General features: G+C 60.3%; 20 protein-coding genes. 9 read left to right on the plus strand and 11 right to left on the minus strand.

The features are described 5' to 3' along the window. Nucleotides 1-147: 147 nt before the first annotated feature. Complete coding sequence (locus tag BLU63_RS08195; RefSeq protein ID WP_010464565.1) at nt 148-588, minus strand: hypothetical protein; 441 nt, start codon at nt 586-588, stop codon at nt 148-150. Between BLU63_RS08195 and BLU63_RS08200 the strand changes: the two genes are divergently transcribed. After that, nucleotides 587-1,042 carry a tRNA (cytidine(34)-2'-O)-methyltransferase gene (locus BLU63_RS08200; protein ID WP_007949025.1) on the plus strand — a complete coding sequence of 152 codons (456 nt, stop codon included), beginning with the start codon at nt 587-589 and terminating at the stop codon, nt 1,040-1,042. The two genes, BLU63_RS08195 and BLU63_RS08200, sit on opposite strands and share 2 nt — an antisense overlap. Before the next feature lie 121 nt (nt 1,043-1,163). Here the strand turns inward: BLU63_RS08200 and secB are convergent, their stop codons facing one another. Genes secB through BLU63_RS08215 form a run of 3 tightly spaced genes read right to left on the minus strand, consistent with a single transcriptional unit; the run spans nt 1,164 to nt 2,360 of the window. Then, on the minus strand, nt 1,164-1,649 hold the full coding sequence (secB, locus tag BLU63_RS08205; RefSeq protein ID WP_007949026.1) for a protein-export chaperone SecB: 486 nt from the start codon (nt 1,647-1,649) through the stop codon (nt 1,164-1,166). Between the two features lie 41 nt (nt 1,650-1,690). Continuing rightward, nucleotides 1,691-1,945 (minus strand): glutaredoxin 3, encoded by a 255-nt coding sequence (grxC, locus tag BLU63_RS08210; protein ID WP_010464569.1) that lies wholly within the window; start codon nt 1,943-1,945, stop codon nt 1,691-1,693. 1 nt (nt 1,946) lies between these two features. Beyond that, nucleotides 1,947-2,360 (minus strand): rhodanese-like domain-containing protein, encoded by a 414-nt coding sequence (locus BLU63_RS08215; RefSeq protein ID WP_010464571.1) that lies wholly within the window; start codon nt 2,358-2,360, stop codon nt 1,947-1,949. A gap of 153 nt (nt 2,361-2,513) precedes the next feature. Here BLU63_RS08215 and gpmI point away from each other — a divergent pair, with 153 nt between their 5' ends. From gpmI to BLU63_RS08235, 4 genes are all read left to right on the plus strand, one after another. After that, nucleotides 2,514-4,043, plus strand: coding sequence for a 2,3-bisphosphoglycerate-independent phosphoglycerate mutase (gene gpmI / locus BLU63_RS08220; RefSeq protein WP_010464572.1), 1,530 nt, complete (start codon nt 2,514-2,516; stop codon nt 4,041-4,043). A 241-nt stretch (nt 4,044-4,284) separates the two neighbouring features. Continuing rightward, entirely contained in the window at nt 4,285-5,577 is a 1,293-nt protein-coding gene (locus BLU63_RS08225) for a murein hydrolase activator EnvC family protein (RefSeq protein ID WP_083375247.1), read from the plus strand. Nucleotides 5,578-5,608: 31 nt separating this feature from the next. Then, on the plus strand, nt 5,609-6,928 hold the full coding sequence (locus BLU63_RS08230; RefSeq protein WP_083375248.1) for a S41 family peptidase: 1,320 nt from the start codon (nt 5,609-5,611) through the stop codon (nt 6,926-6,928). Nucleotide 6,929: 1 nt separating this feature from the next. Next, nucleotides 6,930-7,706 (plus strand): divergent polysaccharide deacetylase family protein, encoded by a 777-nt coding sequence (locus BLU63_RS08235; RefSeq protein WP_077747589.1) that lies wholly within the window; start codon nt 6,930-6,932, stop codon nt 7,704-7,706. 116 nt (nt 7,707-7,822) lie between these two features. On the opposite strand, the gene BLU63_RS08240 is transcribed toward BLU63_RS08235, so the two are convergent. From BLU63_RS08240 to BLU63_RS08270, 7 genes are all read right to left on the minus strand, one after another. Then, on the minus strand, nt 7,823-8,578 hold the full coding sequence (locus tag BLU63_RS08240; protein WP_083375249.1) for a substrate-binding periplasmic protein: 756 nt from the start codon (nt 8,576-8,578) through the stop codon (nt 7,823-7,825). Between the two features lie 78 nt (nt 8,579-8,656). After that, the gene (hisF, locus tag BLU63_RS08245; RefSeq protein ID WP_007972752.1) at nt 8,657-9,427 is read right to left on the minus strand and encodes an imidazole glycerol phosphate synthase subunit HisF; all 771 of its coding nucleotides are present in this window, start codon (nt 9,425-9,427) and stop codon (nt 8,657-8,659) included. A gap of 9 nt (nt 9,428-9,436) precedes the next feature. Continuing rightward, nucleotides 9,437-10,174, minus strand: coding sequence for a 1-(5-phosphoribosyl)-5-[(5-phosphoribosylamino)methylideneamino]imidazole-4-carboxamide isomerase (hisA, locus tag BLU63_RS08250; RefSeq protein WP_010464588.1), 738 nt, complete (start codon nt 10,172-10,174; stop codon nt 9,437-9,439). 103 nt (nt 10,175-10,277) lie between these two features. Further along, nucleotides 10,278-10,535, minus strand: coding sequence for a DUF2164 domain-containing protein (locus BLU63_RS08255; protein ID WP_010464590.1), 258 nt, complete (start codon nt 10,533-10,535; stop codon nt 10,278-10,280). Continuing rightward, a complete protein-coding gene (gene hisH, locus BLU63_RS08260; RefSeq protein ID WP_010464592.1) occupies nt 10,536-11,174 on the minus strand; it encodes an imidazole glycerol phosphate synthase subunit HisH in 639 nt (212 codons plus the stop codon). Next, on the minus strand, nt 11,174-11,767 hold the full coding sequence (gene hisB, locus BLU63_RS08265; protein WP_003218037.1) for an imidazoleglycerol-phosphate dehydratase HisB: 594 nt from the start codon (nt 11,765-11,767) through the stop codon (nt 11,174-11,176). Before hisB ends, hisH begins: the two co-directional genes overlap by 1 nt. Before the next feature lie 264 nt (nt 11,768-12,031). Then, nucleotides 12,032-13,696 carry an OFA family MFS transporter gene (locus BLU63_RS08270; protein WP_010464600.1) on the minus strand — a complete coding sequence of 555 codons (1,665 nt, stop codon included), beginning with the start codon at nt 13,694-13,696 and terminating at the stop codon, nt 12,032-12,034. A gap of 224 nt (nt 13,697-13,920) precedes the next feature. Here BLU63_RS08270 and BLU63_RS08275 point away from each other — a divergent pair, with 224 nt between their 5' ends. From BLU63_RS08275 to BLU63_RS08290, 4 genes are all read left to right on the plus strand, one after another. Then, the gene (locus tag BLU63_RS08275; protein WP_077747588.1) at nt 13,921-14,325 is read left to right on the plus strand and encodes an acetyl-CoA sensor PanZ family protein; all 405 of its coding nucleotides are present in this window, start codon (nt 13,921-13,923) and stop codon (nt 14,323-14,325) included. A gap of 78 nt (nt 14,326-14,403) precedes the next feature. Continuing rightward, on the plus strand, nt 14,404-16,635 hold the full coding sequence (locus BLU63_RS08280) for an AsmA family protein (protein ID WP_083375250.1): 2,232 nt from the start codon (nt 14,404-14,406) through the stop codon (nt 16,633-16,635). Next, nucleotides 16,632-17,699, plus strand: coding sequence for an A/G-specific adenine glycosylase (gene mutY / locus BLU63_RS08285; RefSeq protein ID WP_077747586.1), 1,068 nt, complete (start codon nt 16,632-16,634; stop codon nt 17,697-17,699). Before BLU63_RS08280 ends, mutY begins: the two co-directional genes overlap by 4 nt. Beyond that, entirely contained in the window at nt 17,696-17,968 is a 273-nt protein-coding gene (locus tag BLU63_RS08290) for an oxidative damage protection protein (RefSeq protein ID WP_010464608.1), read from the plus strand. Before mutY ends, BLU63_RS08290 begins: the two co-directional genes overlap by 4 nt. Nucleotides 17,969-18,028: the final 60 nt, after the last annotated feature.

Consider the following 18,028-nt stretch of genomic DNA (forward strand, 5'->3'; position numbering starts at 1 on the left):
CTCATACCGCACTCGCGACGAGCCCCCCAGTTTTGGGGCCCTTGATACAGGCAGGTCAGGGGTTCCTTCTTTACACCGGGCTCGACGCCATGCGCGAGCCCTGCCGTTTTGGGAACCTTGGTACAGGCAGGCCGGGGATTCCCTCTTTTATTGCTCCCGGAGATGGATCTCCAGCCGCCAGCGGTCATCGACCTCGCTACCGGTCCACTCGCCCAGCAGTGGCCGGGCCGCTACTACCGTCAGCAACAACCCCCCATCACTCAAGCGCGTCCGCCAGTTCACGACCTTATCGTTGAGCTTGAGCTGACCTTTCTGCGCCTTGCCTTGCGCCTCGAACAGCAGCGCGAGGCTGCCGTCCACGAATTCGCCATGGGATTTGGGTTCGTTGTTGAACCACACCACCAGCCCATCGTCCGTCACCTCGATCTGTTGCAATTCGCTGGGGTCAGGCGTGGTCAGGCGACCGATCATCAGCCCCACCATCAGTCCGACAATCGCCAGCGAACCCATCACCCGCGGTAATAGTTTCGAACGTGGATCGATGGGCGGCGTAGAATGCCGCTCATCTTTACCTTCGGAGCCGTGCATGTTTCACGTCATCCTCTTTCAACCAGAAATTCCGCCGAATACCGGCAACGTTATCAGGCTGTGCGCCAACAGTGGCTGCCACCTGCATTTGATCGAACCGCTGGGCTTCGAGATGGACGACAAACGCCTGCGCCGGGCCGGCCTCGACTACCACGAGTATGCCACCCTGCAACGCCACGCGGACCTCGCCAGTTGCCTGGAAAGTCTTGGTCATCCACGGCTGTTCGCGTTCACCACCAAGGGCTCGCGCCCGTTCCACGATGCCAGCTTCGCCGAGGGCGACGCGTTCCTGTTCGGCCCTGAAAGCCGTGGCTTGCCGGCGGAAGTGCTCGATGCCCTGCCCGGCGAACAACGCCTGCGCTTGCCGATGCGCGAAGGCTGCCGCAGCCTGAACCTGTCGAACACCGTGGCGGTCGCCGTCTACGAAGGCTGGCGTCAACTCGGTTTCAAGTAACACCCATAACAAATGTGGGAGCGAGCCTGCTCGCGAAGAGGGCGTGTCAGTCGACATCAATACCGACTGAAACACCGCTTTCGCGAGCAGGCTCGCTCCCACATGGGTGTTGCTGAACCGCTTACTGAACGGTCGGAGTCTCGCCAGCCGCCTGCATGCGTTGCAGTTCTTGTGCGTACAGCGCGTCGAAGTTCACCGGAGCCAGCATCAGGGCCGGGAACGAACCGCGGGTCACCAGGCTGTCCAGGGTCTCGCGAGCATACGGGAACAGGATGTTCGGGCAGAACGCGCCGAGGGTGTGGCTCATCGAAGCGTCGTCCAGGTTCTTGATCAGGAAGATCCCGGCCTGTTGCACTTCAGCGATGAACGCCACTTCGTCACCGTTTTTCACGGTCACGGACAAGGTCAGCACGACTTCGTGGAAGTCGCCTTCCAGGGCCTTTTGACGAGTGTTCAGATCCAGACCGACGCTTGGCTCCCACTGCTGGCGGAAGATCGCCGGGCTTTTCGGGGCTTCGAACGACAAGTCACGTACGTAGATGCGCTGCAAGGAGAATTGCGGTGCGGTTTCTTCTTCGCTAGCTGCAGTGTTCTGTTGGTCAGTCATCTCAGATCCTTTCTGATCTTGGGGTCTTATAGGGAAGGCGTTCAGGCCTTGAGCATGGCGTCGAGCTTGCCGGCGCGCTCAAGGGCAAACAAATCATCACAGCCACCAATGTGGCGCTCGCCGATCCAGATCTGCGGCACGGACGTACGTCCGGCCTTCTGGGCCATGGCGGCGCGCACCTGCGGCTTGCCATCGACCTTGATCTCTTCGAAGGCCACGCCTTTGTTTTCGAGCAGGTACTTGGCTCGCGAACAGTAAGGGCAGTAATCGCTGGAATAGACGACGACGTTGCTCATATCACTTCACCAGCGGCAGGTTATCGCCTTTCCAGCTGGAAATACCGCCGGACAGCTTGGCGGCGGTGTAGCCGGATTTCATCAGTTCGCGGGCATGGGTGCCGGCGGTCTGGCCCATGGCATCGACCAGGATGATGGTCTTGGCCTTGTGCTTTTCCAGTTCGGCAATGCGAGCGGTCAGCTTGTCGTGAGGAATATTCAACGCGCCAACAATGTGACCGGCGGCGAAATCCTTGACCGGACGGATGTCGATTACAACGCCCGCGTCCTTGTTGACCAAGCCGGTCAGTTCACCGGTGCTCAGGCTGCGGCCGCCGCCTTGCATCTGATAAGCGATCAGCAACGCCAGCAGTACGACGAAGATACCGACGAGCAGATAGTGGTTAGTGGCGAATTGAATCAGGTTAGCAACCATCGAAGGAGGTTCCAGGGCGTTAAAATGTCGGCCAGTATACACAGCCACTATGGTGGGCCAAACCCCGTCCGGCGGTGACGGCGCAGGAACTTCGCTTTAAACTGCCACTCCCTTTTCCATCGCCCTCTTTTAATTCAGCCACGAGTGGAATCCATGACTACCACGCCTAAACCTTTGGTCCTGATTATTCTCGATGGCTTCGGTCACAGTGAGAGCCCTGAATCAAACGCCGTGTTTGCGGCGAAGAAGCCCGTACTGGACCGCTTGTGGGCCACTGTGCCGAACGGCCTGATCTCGGGCAGCGGCATGGACGTCGGCCTGCCGGACGGCCAGATGGGCAACTCCGAAGTCGGCCACATGAACCTGGGTGCCGGTCGCGTGGTGTATCAAGACTTTACTCGCGTGACCAAATCGATCCGCGACGGCGAGTTTTTCGAAAACCCGACCATCTGCGCCGCTGTGGATAAAGCCGTTGCTGCCGGCAAAGCCGTGCACTTCATGGGCCTGCTGTCCGATGGCGGCGTTCACAGCCACCAGGATCACCTGGTCGCCATGGCCGAACTGGCTTACAAGCGCGGCGCCGAAAAAATCTACCTGCACGCCTTCCTTGATGGCCGCGACACCCCGCCGAAAAGCGCCCAGTCGTCCATCGAACTGCTCGACGCGACTTTCCAGGCGTTGGGCAAAGGCCGGATCGCCAGCATCATCGGCCGTTATTTCGCCATGGACCGTGACAACCGTTGGGACCGCGTATCCCAGGCCTACAACCTGATTGTCGACGGCAACGGCGAATTCAACGCCGCCACCGCACAGGAAGGGCTGCAAGCTGCCTATGAGCGTGGCGAGAGCGACGAATTCGTCAAAGCCACCTCCATCGGCGAGCCGGTGAAAGTCGAAGATGGCGACGCCGTGGTCTTCATGAACTTCCGCGCCGACCGCGCCCGTGAGCTGACCCGCGTGTTCGTCGAGGACGATTTCAAGGAATTCGAACGTGCGCGCCAGCCGAAACTGGCCGGTTTCGTGATGCTGACCCAATACGCCGCCAGCATCCCTGCGCCATCGGCCTTTGCCGCCGGCAGCCTGGACAACGTGCTGGGCGATTACCTGGCGAAAAACGGCAAGACCCAGCTGCGCATCGCCGAAACCGAGAAATACGCCCACGTGACCTTCTTCTTCTCCGGCGGTCGCGAAGAACCGTTCCCGGGCGAAGAACGCATCCTGATTCCGTCGCCGAAAGTCGCCACCTACGACTTGCAGCCCGAGATGAGTGCCCCGGAAGTCACCGACCGCATCGTCGAGGCCATCGAAAACCAGCGTTACGACGTGATCGTGGTCAACTACGCCAACGGCGACATGGTTGGCCACAGCGGCGTGTTTGATGCGGCGGTGAAAGCCGTTGAATGCCTGGACCTGTGCGTCGGCCGTATCGTCGAAGCGCTGGACAAGGTTGGCGGTGAAGCGCTGATTACGGCCGACCACGGCAACGTCGAGCAAATGTCCGATGCCTCCACCGGCCAGGCACACACCGCTCACACCACCGAGCCAGTGCCGTTCATCTATGTCGGCAAGCGGAACTTCAAGGTGCGTGATGGCGGCGTGCTGGCGGATGTCGCGCCGACGATGCTGATGCTGCTGGGGATGGAAAAACCATCTGAAATGACCGGCACGTCGATTCTGGTGTAACCAGATCCATCTGACGACGCCAAACCCTGTGGGAGCGAGCCTGCTCGCGATAGCAATCTGACAGCCAACATCATTGTTGAATGTCAGGGCGCCATCGCGAGCAGGCTCGCTCCCACAGTGGTTTTGGAGTGTTTTCAGAGGCAACGCTGCTCCGGTTATCACACAACCCCAATTGGGCGTTTTTTTTGCGGCGCTTGGCGGGCATACTAGGCCGTCCCTTTCCCTGGTGTCGCCCGCCTCTATGCTTCGCGTCCTGATAGCCCTTGCCCTGACTTGCCTGCTCCAACCGGCCTTCGCTGATGAGCGCGCGCAAACCCAACAACAGTTGGACGCCACGCGTCAGGATATTGCCGAGCTGAAAAAACTGCTGGGCAAGCTGCAGGAAGAAAAATCCGGTGTGCAGAAAGACCTCAAAGGCACCGAGACCGAGATGGGCAAGCTCGAGAAGCAGGTCGAAGCCCTGCAAAAAGAGCTGAAGAAAAGCGAATCCGAGCTGCAGCGACTCGATGGTGAGAAAAAAAAACTCCAGAGCGCGCGCACTGAACAGCAACGACTGATCGCCATTCAGGCCCGTGCGGCCTATCAGAACGGCCGTCAGGAGTACTTGAAGCTCCTGCTGAACCAGCAGAATCCGGAAAAATTCGCCCGAACCCTCACCTATTACGACTACCTGAGCCAGGCCCGCCTGGAGCAGCTGAAGAATTTCAACGAAACCTTGCGCCAACTGGCCAACGTCGAAAAAGACATCGCCCTGCAACAGGCACAATTGCTGGTGCAGAAGAGCAGCCTCGACAGCCAGCGCGACGAACTCGACAAGGTTCGCAAGGAGCGCCAGCAAGTCCTGGCCAAGTTGAGCGACGACGTGAAGGCGCGCGACCAGAAGCTGGCCGCCCGCGAGCAGGATCAGGCAGACCTGTCTAAAGTCCTTAAAACCATCGAAGAAACCCTGGCCCGCCAGGCACGAGAGGCTGAAGAGGCGCGACAAAAAGCGCTCATCGCCCAGCAGGAAGCCGAAAAAAAGCGTTTACGTGAGGCTCAGGAGCAGGCGAATGCCACTGACGCCCCACGCAAACCGGTCAAGTCGAACCCTGGCGCATTGGTTTCCAGTTCAGGCGAGACCTTTGGCGGCCCTTTTGCTTCAAGCCGGGGAAGACTTCCGTGGCCGGTTGATGGTCGACTGCTGGCACGCTTCGGTGAATCCCGTGGCGACGACGCCCGTACCAAGTGGGACGGCGTGATGATCAGCGCCTCCGCCGGCAGCCAGGTGCACGCCGTGCATGGCGGTCGCGTGGTATTCGCCGACTGGTTGCGTGGCGCCGGGCTGTTGGTGATTCTCGACCATGGCAACGGTTTTCTGAGTCTTTATGGTCACAACCAGACGCTGCTCAAGTCTGCGGGTGACGTAGTAAAAGCCGGTGAGTCCATCTCCACTGTCGGTAACAGTGGCGGGCAGGACACACCAGCGCTGTATTTCGCTATTCGTCAGCAGGGTCACCCGAGTGATCCGGCGCAATGGTGTCGTGCGCAAGGATAAGTACGCCATCTACTTCAGGAGTTCGTTAGACATGCTGCATTTGTCCCGCCTTACCTCGCTAGCCCTGACGATCGCCCTGGTGATCGGCGCGCCTCTGGCGTTTGCCGCTCAACCGGCCCCGGCGGTCGCGCCTGCGGGCACTGCTGCGACCACCAAGGCGCCGTTGCCTCTGGAAGAGTTGCGCACCTTTGCCGAGGTCATGGATCGGATCAAGGCCGCCTATGTCGAACCGGTGGACGACAAGACCCTGCTGGAAAACGCCATCAAAGGCATGCTCAGCAACCTCGATCCGCACTCCGCCTATCTGGGCCCGGAAGACTTCGCTGAATTGCAGGAAAGCACCAGCGGCGAATTCGGCGGCCTGGGCATCGAAGTGGGCGCGGAAGACGGTTTCATCAAAGTGGTCTCCCCGATTGATGACACCCCGGCGTCCAAGGCTGGCATTCAGGCTGGCGACTTCATCGTGAAGATCAACGGACAGCCGACTCGCGGCCAGAGCATGACCGAAGCCGTCGACAAGATGCGCGGCAAGATCGGCCAGAAAATCACCCTGACCCTGGTGCGCGACGGCGGTACGCCGTTCGACGTGACCCTGACCCGCGCCATCATTCAGGTGAAGAGCGTCAAGGCGCAGCTGCTGGAGTCGGGCTACGGCTACATCCGCATCACTCAGTTCCAGGTCAAGACCGGCGAAGAAGTGTCCAAAGCCCTGGCCAAGTTGCGCAAGGACAACGGCAAGAAGCTCAACGGCATCATTCTCGACCTGCGCAACAACCCGGGCGGCGTGCTGCAATCGGCAGTGGAAGTGGTCGACCACTTCATCACCAAGGGCCTGATCGTTTACACCAAGGGCCGCATCGCCAACTCCGAACTGCGCTTCTCGGCCACCGGCAAAGACGAAAGCGAAGCCGTGCCAATGGTTACGCTGATCAACGGCGGCAGCGCCTCGGCCTCGGAAATTGTCGCCGGCGCCTTGCAGGATCAGAAACGCGCGGTGGTCATGGGCACCACCAGTTTCGGCAAAGGCTCGGTACAAACCGTGCTGCCACTGAACAACGACCGCGCGCTGAAGATCACCACGGCGCTGTACTACACGCCGAACGGCCGCTCGATCCAGGCCCAGGGCATCGTCCCGGACATCGAAGTGCGCAGGGCCAAGATCACCAACGAGCAGGACGGCGAATACTTCAAGGAAGCCGATCTGCAGGGTCACTTGGGCAATGGCAACGGCGGCGCCGACAAACCGAGCGGTTCCAGCAGCAAGGCCAAGGCAATGCCGCAGGATGACGATTACCAACTGGCCCAGGCGCTGAGCCTGCTCAAAGGGCTGAGCATCACCTCCGGTCGCTGAGGTGCGCCTGCGGCTGCTGATTGGTCTGCTGTGCTGTCTGGCAGGCGTTGCCCACGCAACGCCCGCTACCGCTGCGCCACAGAAAGCCTATCTCACGTTGATCATCGATGACCTGGGGCAAAACCTGCCCCGGGATCGTCGCGTGCTGGCCCTGCCCGGCCCGGTGACAGCGGCGATCATGCCCGACACGCCCCACGCCACCGAATTCGCCCGCGAGGCCCATCGCGCCGGCAAGATCGTCATCCTGCACATGCCCATGGACCCGGCCACCGGCCCGTTTGCCTGGCATCCCGATTTGCCCATCGACGAACTTGAGAAACGCCTGAGCGCAGCGTTCAAGGTCGTGCCTTACACCGCCGGCATCAACAACCATATGGGCAGTCGCATGACCGCTCAGCAACCGGCCATGGCCTGGTTGATGGCGGACTTGCAGCGCCGGCACAAGCTCTTCGTCGACAGCCGCACCAGCGCACAGACCGTCGCGGCAGCCGAGGCACAGAAGATTGGGTTGGCAAGCGTTTCGCGGGATGTGTTTCTGGATGACGAGCGCACCGAAGCGGCGATTTTCACGCAGTTGCAGACGGCGATTAATTTGGCACACAAGCAAGGCTCGGCGGTGATGATCGGGCATCCGTATCCACAGACGCTGGCGGTGCTGGAGAGGGAGCTGCCCAAGCTCAAGGCTCAGGGCATTGAGTGGATCGACATCAAGCAGATGATCAGCGTGCGCAGCAATCGCGCGACGGCTGCGCATGGAAAGGATGGCGTGTACCGCTAATCCGCAACAACACAAAACCACTGTGGGAGCGAGCCTGCTCGCGATGGCGGTGAATCAGCCAACAGTGATGTTGACTGACACTGCCTCATCGCGAGCAGGCTCGCTCCCACACTTGATCAGAGATACCGCGCCATGATGTCGTCCACCACGCCTTCTTTGCGCAGCTGATCAAGCGCGGCTTGCAGCTTGGCCACCACGTCATCTGGAACGTCTTTGTTCAACGCCAGATAGAGTTCGGCGCTATTGAACCGCAACACCGTCTTGAGACCGTTAACGCCCTCCTGACGCGCCAGATAGCGCCCGGCCGGATCGCCCGTGGCCCACAAATCAATCTGACCACTCACCAGCTTCTTCGCGTTGTCCTGATCGCGCAGCACAACAATGGGCTTCAACCCTTGCTTGGCCAGCGTCTCGGCAATCGCATCGCCCTTGTACGCGCCAATTTTGTATTTACGCGCCTGCTCCAGCGTCTCCAGGCTGATCTTGCTGTCAGCCTTGGCCAGCATGATCCAGTCGTCCGGGCCAATCGGGCCGACCCATTTGAAGAGCTTTTCGCGGTCCGGCAAGCGCGCCATCACGAACACGCCGTAACCGGGTTTCTCGAGGGCGAGCTTGTAGATTCGCTCCCAAGGGAAGCGCAGCGTCAGGCTGTAGGTGACGTCGGCACGTTTGAACATCTCGCGGACGATGTCCACGGCAATGCCATTGATGTTCTCGTCCTGAGCGAAGTTCTTGCCGTTCTTCGCCATGTTGTATGGCGGGAAATTTTCCGTCAGCAACACCAGGTCGGTGTCGGGACTTTCTTCAGCGTGGGCTCCATTGATGAGCAACAGAGAAGCGCTGGCGAGGACAAGAAGCAGGCGTTTGATCATGTTGGGCTACCGAAATCCATGGCGTGCCCAAGAGTGCCTTGAGCCCGCCATGCTGTCCACTGGCCTGCATGGATTTGTTTAGCGCATGACGATTCCGCGATGCGCCATGTAGGCCTTGGCTTCCTGCACCGTGTATTCGCCGAAGTGGAAAATACTCGCCGCCAATACGGCGCTGGCGTGGCCTTCGATGATGCCGTCAGCCAGATGCTGCAGGTTGCCGACGCCGCCGGAGGCAATCACCGGGATACCCAGCGCATCGCTGATGGCGCGTGTCACGCCCAGGTCGAAACCGTTTTTCATGCCGTCCTGGTCCATGCTGGTCAGCAGGATTTCACCGGCACCCAGGCCTTCCATCTTCTTCGCCCACTCAACGGCGTCGAGGCCGGTTGGCTTGCGCCCGCCGTGGGTGAAGATCTCCCAGCGCGGGGTTTCGCCCGGACCGGAGACTTTCTTGGCGTCGATAGCGACGACGATGCACTGCGAGCCGAAATGCTGGGCCGCTTCGCCGACGAATTCCGGGTTGAATACCGCTGCGGTGTTGATCGAAACCTTGTCCGCACCGGCATTCAGCAAGTTGCGAATGTCCTGCACCGTGCGCACACCACCGCCCACCGTCAGCGGGATGAACACCTGGCTGGCCATGCGCTCGACGGTGTGCAGCGTGGTGTCGCGGCCATCGACGCTGGCGGTGATGTCGAGAAAGGTAATCTCGTCAGCGCCCTGCTCGTCGTAGCGACGGGCGATTTCCACCGGATCGCCGGCATCACGAATGTTCTCGAACTTGACGCCCTTGACCACCCGGCCGTTGTCCACGTCCAGGCAAGGGATGATGCGTTTGGCCAGCGCCATGGTCAGTCCTCAGCCTTTGTACGAATCGCAGAAAGCTTGCGCTTCAGCGACATCGAGGGTGCCTTCGTAGATCGCCCGGCCGGTGATGGCGCCGATGATGCCTGGCGCCTTGGCGTCCAGCAGCGACTTGATGTCACCGAGGTTGTGAATGCCGCCGGAAGCGATGACCGGAATGCGCGTGGCAGCGGCCAGGGCAGCGGTGAACGGTACGTTGCAACCCTGCATCATGCCGTCTTTGGCGATGTCGGTATAAACGATCGCGGACACGCCATCGGCTTCGAACTGCTTGGCCAGGTCGATCACCTGAATGGTGCTGATTTCCGCCCAACCGTCAGTGGCGACGAAACCGTCTTTGGCGTCCAGACCGACGATCACTTTGCCCGGGAACGCACGGCACGCTTCAGCGACGAAGGCCGGATCTTTGACGGCTTTGGTGCCGATAATCACGTAGCTCACGCCTGCTTTGACGTAGTGCTCGATGGTTTCCAGGGAACGGATACCGCCACCGATCTGGATCGGAAGGTTCGGGTAGCGCTTGGCAATGGCGGTGACCACTTCGCCGTTGACCGGCTGGCCTTCGAAGGCGCCGTTCAGGTCGACCAGATGCAGACGACGGCAACCGCCCTCCACCCACTTGGCAGCCATGCTCACCGGGTCATCGGAGAACACCGTGGAATCTTCCATGCGGCCCTGGCGCAGACGAACACAGGCACCGTCTTTAAGATCGATAGCGGGAATAATCAGCATGCTTTTTCCTTCGTCCAAAGAGCTGCAAGCTGCAAGCTATAAGCTGCAAGCACGCACGCGTTTCTACTTCTTGCAGCTTGCAGCTTAAAGCTTGCAGCTGCTCCTATGCTTTCTCGAGCGCCCACAAGTCGCTTTCGATGCTTTCGAACCTCTCTTTGAGGTGCGTCTGCACATCGAAAATCGCCCTGTTGTAATAGTGCGGCGCAATTTCGCGAGTAAACAGCTCAAGGATTTCAGCCGCTTCGAACGAACCCAGGTCCAGTTCGAAGCGATCTTCCATGAAGCGTTTGATCTTGTGATTGGCCTCGTTCTCCTGTTCGGGAGTGAGGGTCAGGATCGGCGGCTTCTTCTTGGCAGCCATTTACCAGCGACCATCCCACGCGGCGAAGTTCTGCAGCAATTGCAGGCCATGGGTATGGCTCTTCTCCGGGTGGAACTGCACGGCGAAACGCGAGCCATCGGCCAGCGCCGCGGCGAAATCGACACCGTAATGACCGCCACCCACCACCTGCCGCGCATTGCCGGCGGCGATGTAGTAGCTGTGCACGAAGTAGAAACGCGCCAGGTCCGGAATGTTGTGCCACAGCGGGTGACTCACCGTCTGCTTCACTTCGTTCCAGCCCATGTGCGGGACTTTCAGGTGTTCGCCGTCTTCGTGCAGGTCCTTGCCGAAGAACTTCACCTGGCCTGGAAACAGACCGATGCAATCGACGCCGTCGTTCTCTTCACTGCTGTCGAGCAAGGCTTGCATGCCGACACAGATGCCGAGAAACGGACGGTCCTGGCTGACTTCGCGCACCAGCGAATCGAAGCCCAGGCGACGGATCTCCGCCATGCAATCGCGAATCGCGCCGACGCCGGGAAAAACCACCCGGTCGGCTTCGCGAATCACATCGGCATCGCTGGTGATCAGGACCTTGCCGGCACCGACGTGCTCGAGGGCCTTGGCCACCGAGTGCAGGTTGCCCATGCCGTAATCGATAACCGCGACCGTCTGCATTACAGAACGCCTTTGGTCGACGGCATCTGACCGGCCATGCGGTCATCAAGCTCTACGGCCATGCGCAGGGCGCGGCCGAATGCCTTGAACACGGTTTCGATCTGGTGGTGGGTGTTGGTGCCACGCAGGTTGTCGATGTGCAGGCTGACCAGCGCATGGTTGACGAAGCCCTGGAAGAATTCCTGGAACAGGTCAACGTCGAAGCCGCCAACGGTGGCGCGGGTGTAGGGAACATGCATCTGCAGGCCAGGACGGCCGGAGAAGTCGATCACCACACGCGATAGCGCTTCATCGAGCGGGACATAGGCGTGGCCGTAGCGACGGATGCCTTTTTTGTCGCCGATGGCTTTGGCGAAGGCCTGACCCAAAGTGATACCAACGTCTTCCACCGTGTGGTGGTCGTCGATATGCAGGTCGCCTTTGCTGACAATATCCAGGTCGATCAGCCCGTGACGGGCGATCTGGTCCAGCATGTGCTCAAGAAAAGGGACACCGATATCAAATCGGGCCTTTCCGGTGCCATCCAGGTTGATCGAGGCTTTGATCTGGGTTTCCAGAGTGTCGCGCTCGACTGACGCCTTACGTTCGGCCATCACCAGCTCCGCAAAATCATTGGGCGAAAAAGGCAGCCATTATAGGGGCGCGGGCGCGAAACAGAAACACGGGAGGTGATATCACTGACGGAGTGAATCCGGGAGTATCGGGGATAGACATGTCCATACAAGCGGATTTGATGGCGCCTCAAACAAATGTGGGAGCGAGCCTGCTCGCGAAAGGGCCTTCACATTCAACATCTCTGTCGACTGTCAGACCGCATTCACGAACAGGCTCGCTCCCACAGGGGCAGTGCGTTTTACTTAGTGGAACAGAACCGCCGTCTTCTGCAGGGTCACCCAGACACCCCACGCCAACGGAATACCCACCACCAGCCACGCAGCAATCGCCAACGGCTTGGTACCCGGCGCCGCTTTCCACTCCAGCACAGTGCTGGCGTCAGCACCCTTGTCGTGGCCCAGCGCCTGTTCGGCAGCCAGTTCGGCGTCGGTCATGAAGTACTTGTCGGCCACCGGGCGAACCATCAGGTTGCACAGGAAACCCAGCACCAGCAAGCCCGCGAGGATGTACAAGGTGATGTCGTAAGCCGCGGCGCGCTCAACGCCGATGCTCAACTGATACTCACGAATGTAGTTCACCAACACCGGACCCAACACGCCCGCCGCCGCCCACGCCGTCAGCAGACGACCGTGGATCGCGCCGACCATTTGCGTACCGAACAGGTCTGCCAGGTAAGCCGGCACGGTCGCAAAACCACCGCCGTACATCGACAGGATGATGCAGAACGCCGCCACGAACAGCGCAACGTTACCCAGGTGACCGAGGTTCGGGATCAGCGCGTACAGGGCAAAGCCCAGGGCGAAGAACACGAAATAGGTGTTTTTACGGCCCAGGTAATCCGAGAACGACGCCCAGAAGAACCGGCCACCAATGTTGAACAGGCTCAACAAACCGGTGAAACCGGCCGCAATCGCCGCGATAGAAGCCAGTTGCCCGGCGTCCAACTGACCGAACGGCAGGTCAACACCGATCAATTTACCGCCGAACACTTCCTGCAACAGCGGCGAAGCCATGCCCAGGATGCCGATACCCGCCGACACGTTCAGGCACAGCACCAGCCACACCAGACGGAATTGCGGGGTTTTCCACGCCACATTCACGTGGACGTGACGGTGAGTGATCATCGCGTTTGAAGCTTTCTTCGCCGGAGCAGTCCAGCCTTCAGGTTTCCAGCCGGTTGGCGGCACGCGGTAGGACAGTGCACCGCCGATCATGAACACGAAGTAGATCGCGGCCATCACCAGGAAGCTCTGCCACACACCGACGCTGTCTGCCGAAGCGAAGTGGCCCATCAGGGCTGCGGCCAGCGGAGCACCGACCATCGCACCACCACCGAAGCCCATGATCGCCATGCCGGTCGCCATGCCGCGCTTGTCCGGGAACCACTTGATCAGGGTCGACACCGGCGAGATGTAACCCAACCCCAGGCCGATACCGCCAATGACCCCGGAGCCGATCCACATCAGCCAGATCTGGTGGGTATAAATCCCCAGCGCCGAAATCAGCAGACCACCACACCAGCACAGTGCCGATACAACGCCAGCCTTGCGAGGCCCGGCGTGTTCCAGCCAGCCGCCCCAGATCGCTGCCGAGCAGCCGAGGAAGATGAAGAACAGGGTGTAGATCCAGCCGAGCATCGAGATCGGCCAGTCACATTGCGACGAGAAAACTTGCGAGATGAAGCTCATGTCCGGCGCGCAGGCTACCGGCTTGGTCACGCCCAGGGCTTTGGACAGTGGCAACCAGAACACCGAGAAGCCGTAAGCCATGCCGATGCACAGGTGGATGGCCAGTGCGGCCGGTGGTACCAGCCAGCGGTTGAAACCGGGCTTGGCGATGATGCGTTCCTTGGACAGGAACCCGGGCTGATTGGCTGTAAAGCCATCCGCCGTGATACTCGTGGTCATTGTGTATCCCCCAATTATTAGTATGGTTCGCCAGCCACTCTTCACCCCCAGCCTTATGCGCACGCATGACTGTCTTTTTCAGGGTGAAGCTCCATTTTGGTGCGACATCACGTCGCAGAAGGACGGACGAACCGGCAGAGGTTACCATCTGTACGTGACAGAAAAACCAAAGTGATATCACCTTTGTGTAAGTCATCTGTTCTCGTACCACTGAAGGAACCGCCATGCCGATCATTGTCGAGCTGCTGCACGAAGCCACTTATCAGGATCAGCAAGACCTGCAAAAAATTTATCGCGACGCTCCAGACTGGCTGTTCGCCCCGTTTTCAGGGGGTTTGCAGCTGATCGAAAGCTGCCTGGAGGACGGTTCGCTGATCGCCGGACGCTTCAATGATCGGTTGCTCGGCGCGGCTCGCTTGCAACGAAACCACGACGTTTGGCACTTGTCCCAAATCTGCGTGCGAAAAATTACCCGTCGCCGTGGCGTTGCCGAACGAATGGTGGACGAAGCGCGGAAAATGGCTTCGCAATCGGGCGTGACCTTGCGTCTGCTGGCACCTGCCGGGCATCTCGAAGCTCAGGCACTCGCCGCCAAGCTGAAAGTACCGCTGGATGTGCTGCCGACGTGATCGCTGACCGGTCGTCCGCTTCGGAGCGCTATACTCCCCGGCTAAATTTCGAATTCGACTAACTACAAGGACTCGCCCATGAAAGCGTTCGGCAAAATCCTGGGTCTGGTGCTTCTCGGGCTGTTGCTGATCATTGTGGCGCTGGGCTTTGCCCTGACCCACCTCTTCGATCCCAACGACTATAAAGACGAGATTCGCCAGATTGCCCGCGACAAGGCCCACATCGAGCTGACGCTCAATGGCGATATCGGCTGGAGCCTGTTCCCGTGGCTTGGCCTGGAATTGCACGAAGCCAGTGTCGCGACCCTGGCCAAACCCACCGAACCGTTCGCCGACTTGCAGATGCTGGGTCTGTCCGTGCGCGTGCTGCCGCTGCTGCGCCGCGAAGTGCAGATGAGTGACGTGCGCGTCGAAGGCCTTAACCTGCGCCTGAACCGCGACAAGGACGGCCACGGTAACTGGGAAGACATCGGCAAGGCCCCGGCGCCAGCCACCCCGACCACGCCAGCCGCTACTGCTGGCGAACCTGCGCCTGCGCCGACCACCACCGCCCAGGCGGAAAAACCGGCCCAACCGATTCGCCTGGACATCGACAGCCTGACCGTCAACAACGCCCGCGTTGAATACAACGACGAGAAGACAGGCAAGCAGTTCAGCGCCGAAAGCATCCAGCTGAGCACCGGCCCGGTCCACGACTCGACCAACATTCCGGTCAAACTCACGGCGTTCCTCGGCACCAATCAGCCGGTCCTGCGGGTACGCACCGAGCTCAATGGCGAGTTGCGTTTCGAACGCGCCTTGCAGCGCTACAAATTCGAGGACATGAAGCTCTCCGGCGAAGTCGCCGGCGATCCGCTGCAAGGCAAGACCATGACCTTTGCCGCCCAAGGTCAGTTGCTGCTGGATAAAGCCGCGAACGTCGCCGAATGGACCGGTATCAAGATCTCTGCCAACCAAATGCGCGCACTGGGCGAGTTGAAGGTCAACGACCTCGACAAGACGCCGCAAATCAGCGGCGGCATTTCGATTGCCCAGTTCGACCTGGCGAAATTCGTCGACAGCATCGGCCAGACACTCCCGGCCATGGCCGAAGGCAGCCTGAGCAAGGTCGAGCTGGTCAGCCGTCTGGCGGGCACGCCTGCGAGCCTGTCGCTCGACAACATCAACCTGAAAGTCGACGACAGCAGCTTCAGTGGCCGCATCGCCGTCGAGGACTTCGCCAAGCAATCGCTGCGCGCAACCCTCAAGGCCGACACCTTCAACGTTGACCGCTATCTGCCACCCAAGTCCGCCGAAGCCAGTAGCGCGACGCAAGTGCGTCAGGCCGAAGTCGCCAGCACCGAGGCCGACGCCATGGCCGGCGCCGGCAGCACACCGTTGCCCGCCGCACCGACCAAAACTGCGTGGAGTACAGAACGCCTGTTGCCGGTAGAACGCTTGCGCAAACTCGACGTACAGGCCGACCTGACCTTCGGCCAGTTGACCCTCGACAAACTGCCGATTCAGAACGCAACGCTCAAGGCCGCTGGCCAAGGCGGCCTGCTGACTCTGGAGGAACTGCGCGGCGACCTGTACGGCGGCAACTTCGAAGCCAAGGGCACCCTGGACGTGCGCCCGGAAGTACCGGCGCTGAACATGCAGACGCGCATCACCAAAGTGCCCGTGGAAAAAATCCTTGAAAGCCAAGGGAAGAATCCACCGGTCAACGGCCTGGTGACGCTCAACAGCGCGCTGACCGGCAGCGGCAACAGCCAGCAAGCGCTGATCGAGACGCTCAACGGCAACGCCAGTTTCGTCATCAACAACGGCGTGCTGCTCAATGCCAACCTTGAACAACAGCTGTGCAAAGGCATCGCCACACTCAACCGCAAAAGCCTCAGCGGCGAGCCACGGGGCAAGGACACACCGTTCCAGGAGCTCAACGGTAACCTGACCTTCCGTAACGGCGTGGCCAGCAACCCGGACCTGAAAGTGCGCATCCCGGGCATGACCGTCAAAGGTGACGGCGACGTCGACCTGCGAGTACTGGGCATGGATTATCGCGTCGGCGTGATCGTCGAAGGCGATAAGAGCGACATGCCGGACCCGGCCTGCCAGGTCGGCGAGAGGTTCGTCGGCATCGAGTGGCCGCTGCGCTGCCGTGGCCCGCTGGAACTGGGCGCCAAGGCGTGCCGTCTCGATAATGAACGCATGGGCGAGGTCGCGAGCAAACTGGCGGGCGAGCGGATCAGTGAAAAAATTGACGAGAAGCTTGGCGACAAGGTCAGCCCCGAACTGAAAAACGCGTTGAAGGGGCTGTTCAAGCGATGAGAGCCGAGCAGTTTTCAACGGCGGTGCTGGACTGGTACGACCGCCACGGCCGCCACGATTTGCCTTGGCAACAAGGCATCACGCCGTATCGGGTGTGGGTCTCGGAGATCATGCTGCAACAGACCCAGGTCAGCACCGTGCTGAATTATTTCGACCGTTTCATGGCTTCGCTGCCGACGGTCGAGGCCCTGGCTGCCGCGCCGGAAGACGAAGTGCTGCACTTGTGGACCGGCCTGGGTTACTACACTCGCGCACGCAATTTGCAGAAAACCGCAAAGATCGTCGTGGCCGAGTACGGCGGCGAGTTTCCGCGAGATGTCGAAAAGCTTGTCGAGTTGCCGGGCATCGGCCTGTCCACGGCTGGCGCCATCGCCAGCCTGAGCATGGGCCTGCGGGCGCCGATCCTCGATGGCAACGTCAAACGGGTGCTGGCGCGCTTTACCGCGCAAGAGGGATATCCGGGCGAGCCGAAGGTCGCCAAACAGCTGTGGGCGAACGCTGAGCGCTTCACGCCGCATGATCGGGTCAACGCCTACACCCAGGCGATGATGGATCTGGGCGCCACGCTCTGCACCCGCAGCAAACCGAGTTGCCTGCTCTGCCCGCTGGAAAAGGGCTGCGAAGCGCACATGCTTGGCCTGGAAACCCGCTACCCGATCCCGAAGCCGCGCAAGACCGTGCCACAGAAGCGCACGTTGATGCCGATGCTCGCCAACGGCGAAGGCGCGATTCTGCTTTACCGCCGGCCTTCTACGGGCTTGTGGGGCGGTTTGTGGAGCCTGCCGGAACTCGATGACCTCGACGACCTGCAACATCTGGCCTCGCAGCACTCGCTGGAACTGGGCACGCAACAAGCGCTGCCGAGTCTGGTCCACACCTTCAGCCACTTCCAGTTGTCCATCGAACCCTGGCTGGTTCAGGTCCAGGAGGCCGGCCATCACGTGGCCGAGGCCGACTGGCTCTGGTATAACCTCGCCACCCCGCCGCGCCTGGGCCTTGCCGCCCCGGTCAAAACCTTGCTCGAACGCGCGGCCGCCGTATTGAACGCAGGAGAGTTGTCATGACCCGCACTATCATGTGCCGCAAGTACAAAGAAGAATTGCCCGCCCTGGAGCGCGCTCCATTCCCGGGCGCCAAAGGTCAGGACATTTTTGACCACGTCTCGGCCAAGGCCTGGGCCGACTGGCAGAAACACCAGACCCTGCTGATCAACGAAAAACGCCTGAACATGATGAACGCCGAAGACCGCAAATACCTTCAGGGCGAGATGGACAAGTACTTCTCTGGCGAGGAATACGCCAAGGCTGACGGCTACGTTCCGCCGGCAGAATAGTCCCGATTTATCGGGGGTCGGAACGTAAGCGACGGTAATAGTTAAATTTTTTTTGAAAAC

Source organism: Pseudomonas mandelii (genome assembly GCF_900106065.1).
GTDB lineage: Bacteria > Pseudomonadota > Gammaproteobacteria > Pseudomonadales > Pseudomonadaceae > Aquipseudomonas > Aquipseudomonas mandelii.

What these genes read in the sequence shown, in the direction of transcription:
- BLU63_RS08200 (WP_007949025.1), top strand. Translation starts at nt 587, where the DNA reads ATGTTTCACGTCATCCTCTTTCAACCAGAAATTCCGCCGAATACCGGC.
- BLU63_RS08195 (WP_010464565.1), bottom strand. Translation starts at nt 588, where the DNA reads ATGCACGGCTCCGAAGGTAAAGATGAGCGGCATTCTACGCCGCCCATC.
- secB (WP_007949026.1), bottom strand. Translation starts at nt 1,649, where the DNA reads ATGACTGACCAACAGAACACTGCAGCTAGCGAAGAAGAAACCGCACCG.
- grxC (WP_010464569.1), bottom strand. Translation starts at nt 1,945, where the DNA reads ATGAGCAACGTCGTCGTCTATTCCAGCGATTACTGCCCTTACTGTTCG.
- BLU63_RS08215 (WP_010464571.1), bottom strand. Translation starts at nt 2,360, where the DNA reads ATGGTTGCTAACCTGATTCAATTCGCCACTAACCACTATCTGCTCGTC.
- gpmI (WP_010464572.1), top strand. Translation starts at nt 2,514, where the DNA reads ATGACTACCACGCCTAAACCTTTGGTCCTGATTATTCTCGATGGCTTC.
- BLU63_RS08225 (WP_083375247.1), top strand. Translation starts at nt 4,285, where the DNA reads ATGCTTCGCGTCCTGATAGCCCTTGCCCTGACTTGCCTGCTCCAACCG.
- BLU63_RS08230 (WP_083375248.1), top strand. Translation starts at nt 5,609, where the DNA reads ATGCTGCATTTGTCCCGCCTTACCTCGCTAGCCCTGACGATCGCCCTG.
- BLU63_RS08240 (WP_083375249.1), bottom strand. Translation starts at nt 8,578, where the DNA reads ATGATCAAACGCCTGCTTCTTGTCCTCGCCAGCGCTTCTCTGTTGCTC.
- hisF (WP_007972752.1), bottom strand. Translation starts at nt 9,427, where the DNA reads ATGGCGCTGGCCAAACGCATCATCCCTTGCCTGGACGTGGACAACGGC.
- hisA (WP_010464588.1), bottom strand. Translation starts at nt 10,174, where the DNA reads ATGCTGATTATTCCCGCTATCGATCTTAAAGACGGTGCCTGTGTTCGT.
- BLU63_RS08255 (WP_010464590.1), bottom strand. Translation starts at nt 10,535, where the DNA reads ATGGCTGCCAAGAAGAAGCCGCCGATCCTGACCCTCACTCCCGAACAG.
- hisH (WP_010464592.1), bottom strand. Translation starts at nt 11,174, where the DNA reads ATGCAGACGGTCGCGGTTATCGATTACGGCATGGGCAACCTGCACTCG.
- hisB (WP_003218037.1), bottom strand. Translation starts at nt 11,767, where the DNA reads ATGGCCGAACGTAAGGCGTCAGTCGAGCGCGACACTCTGGAAACCCAG.
- BLU63_RS08270 (WP_010464600.1), bottom strand. Translation starts at nt 13,696, where the DNA reads ATGACCACGAGTATCACGGCGGATGGCTTTACAGCCAATCAGCCCGGG.
- BLU63_RS08275 (WP_077747588.1), top strand. Translation starts at nt 13,921, where the DNA reads ATGCCGATCATTGTCGAGCTGCTGCACGAAGCCACTTATCAGGATCAG.
- BLU63_RS08280 (WP_083375250.1), top strand. Translation starts at nt 14,404, where the DNA reads ATGAAAGCGTTCGGCAAAATCCTGGGTCTGGTGCTTCTCGGGCTGTTG.
- mutY (WP_077747586.1), top strand. Translation starts at nt 16,632, where the DNA reads ATGAGAGCCGAGCAGTTTTCAACGGCGGTGCTGGACTGGTACGACCGC.
- BLU63_RS08290 (WP_010464608.1), top strand. Translation starts at nt 17,696, where the DNA reads ATGACCCGCACTATCATGTGCCGCAAGTACAAAGAAGAATTGCCCGCC.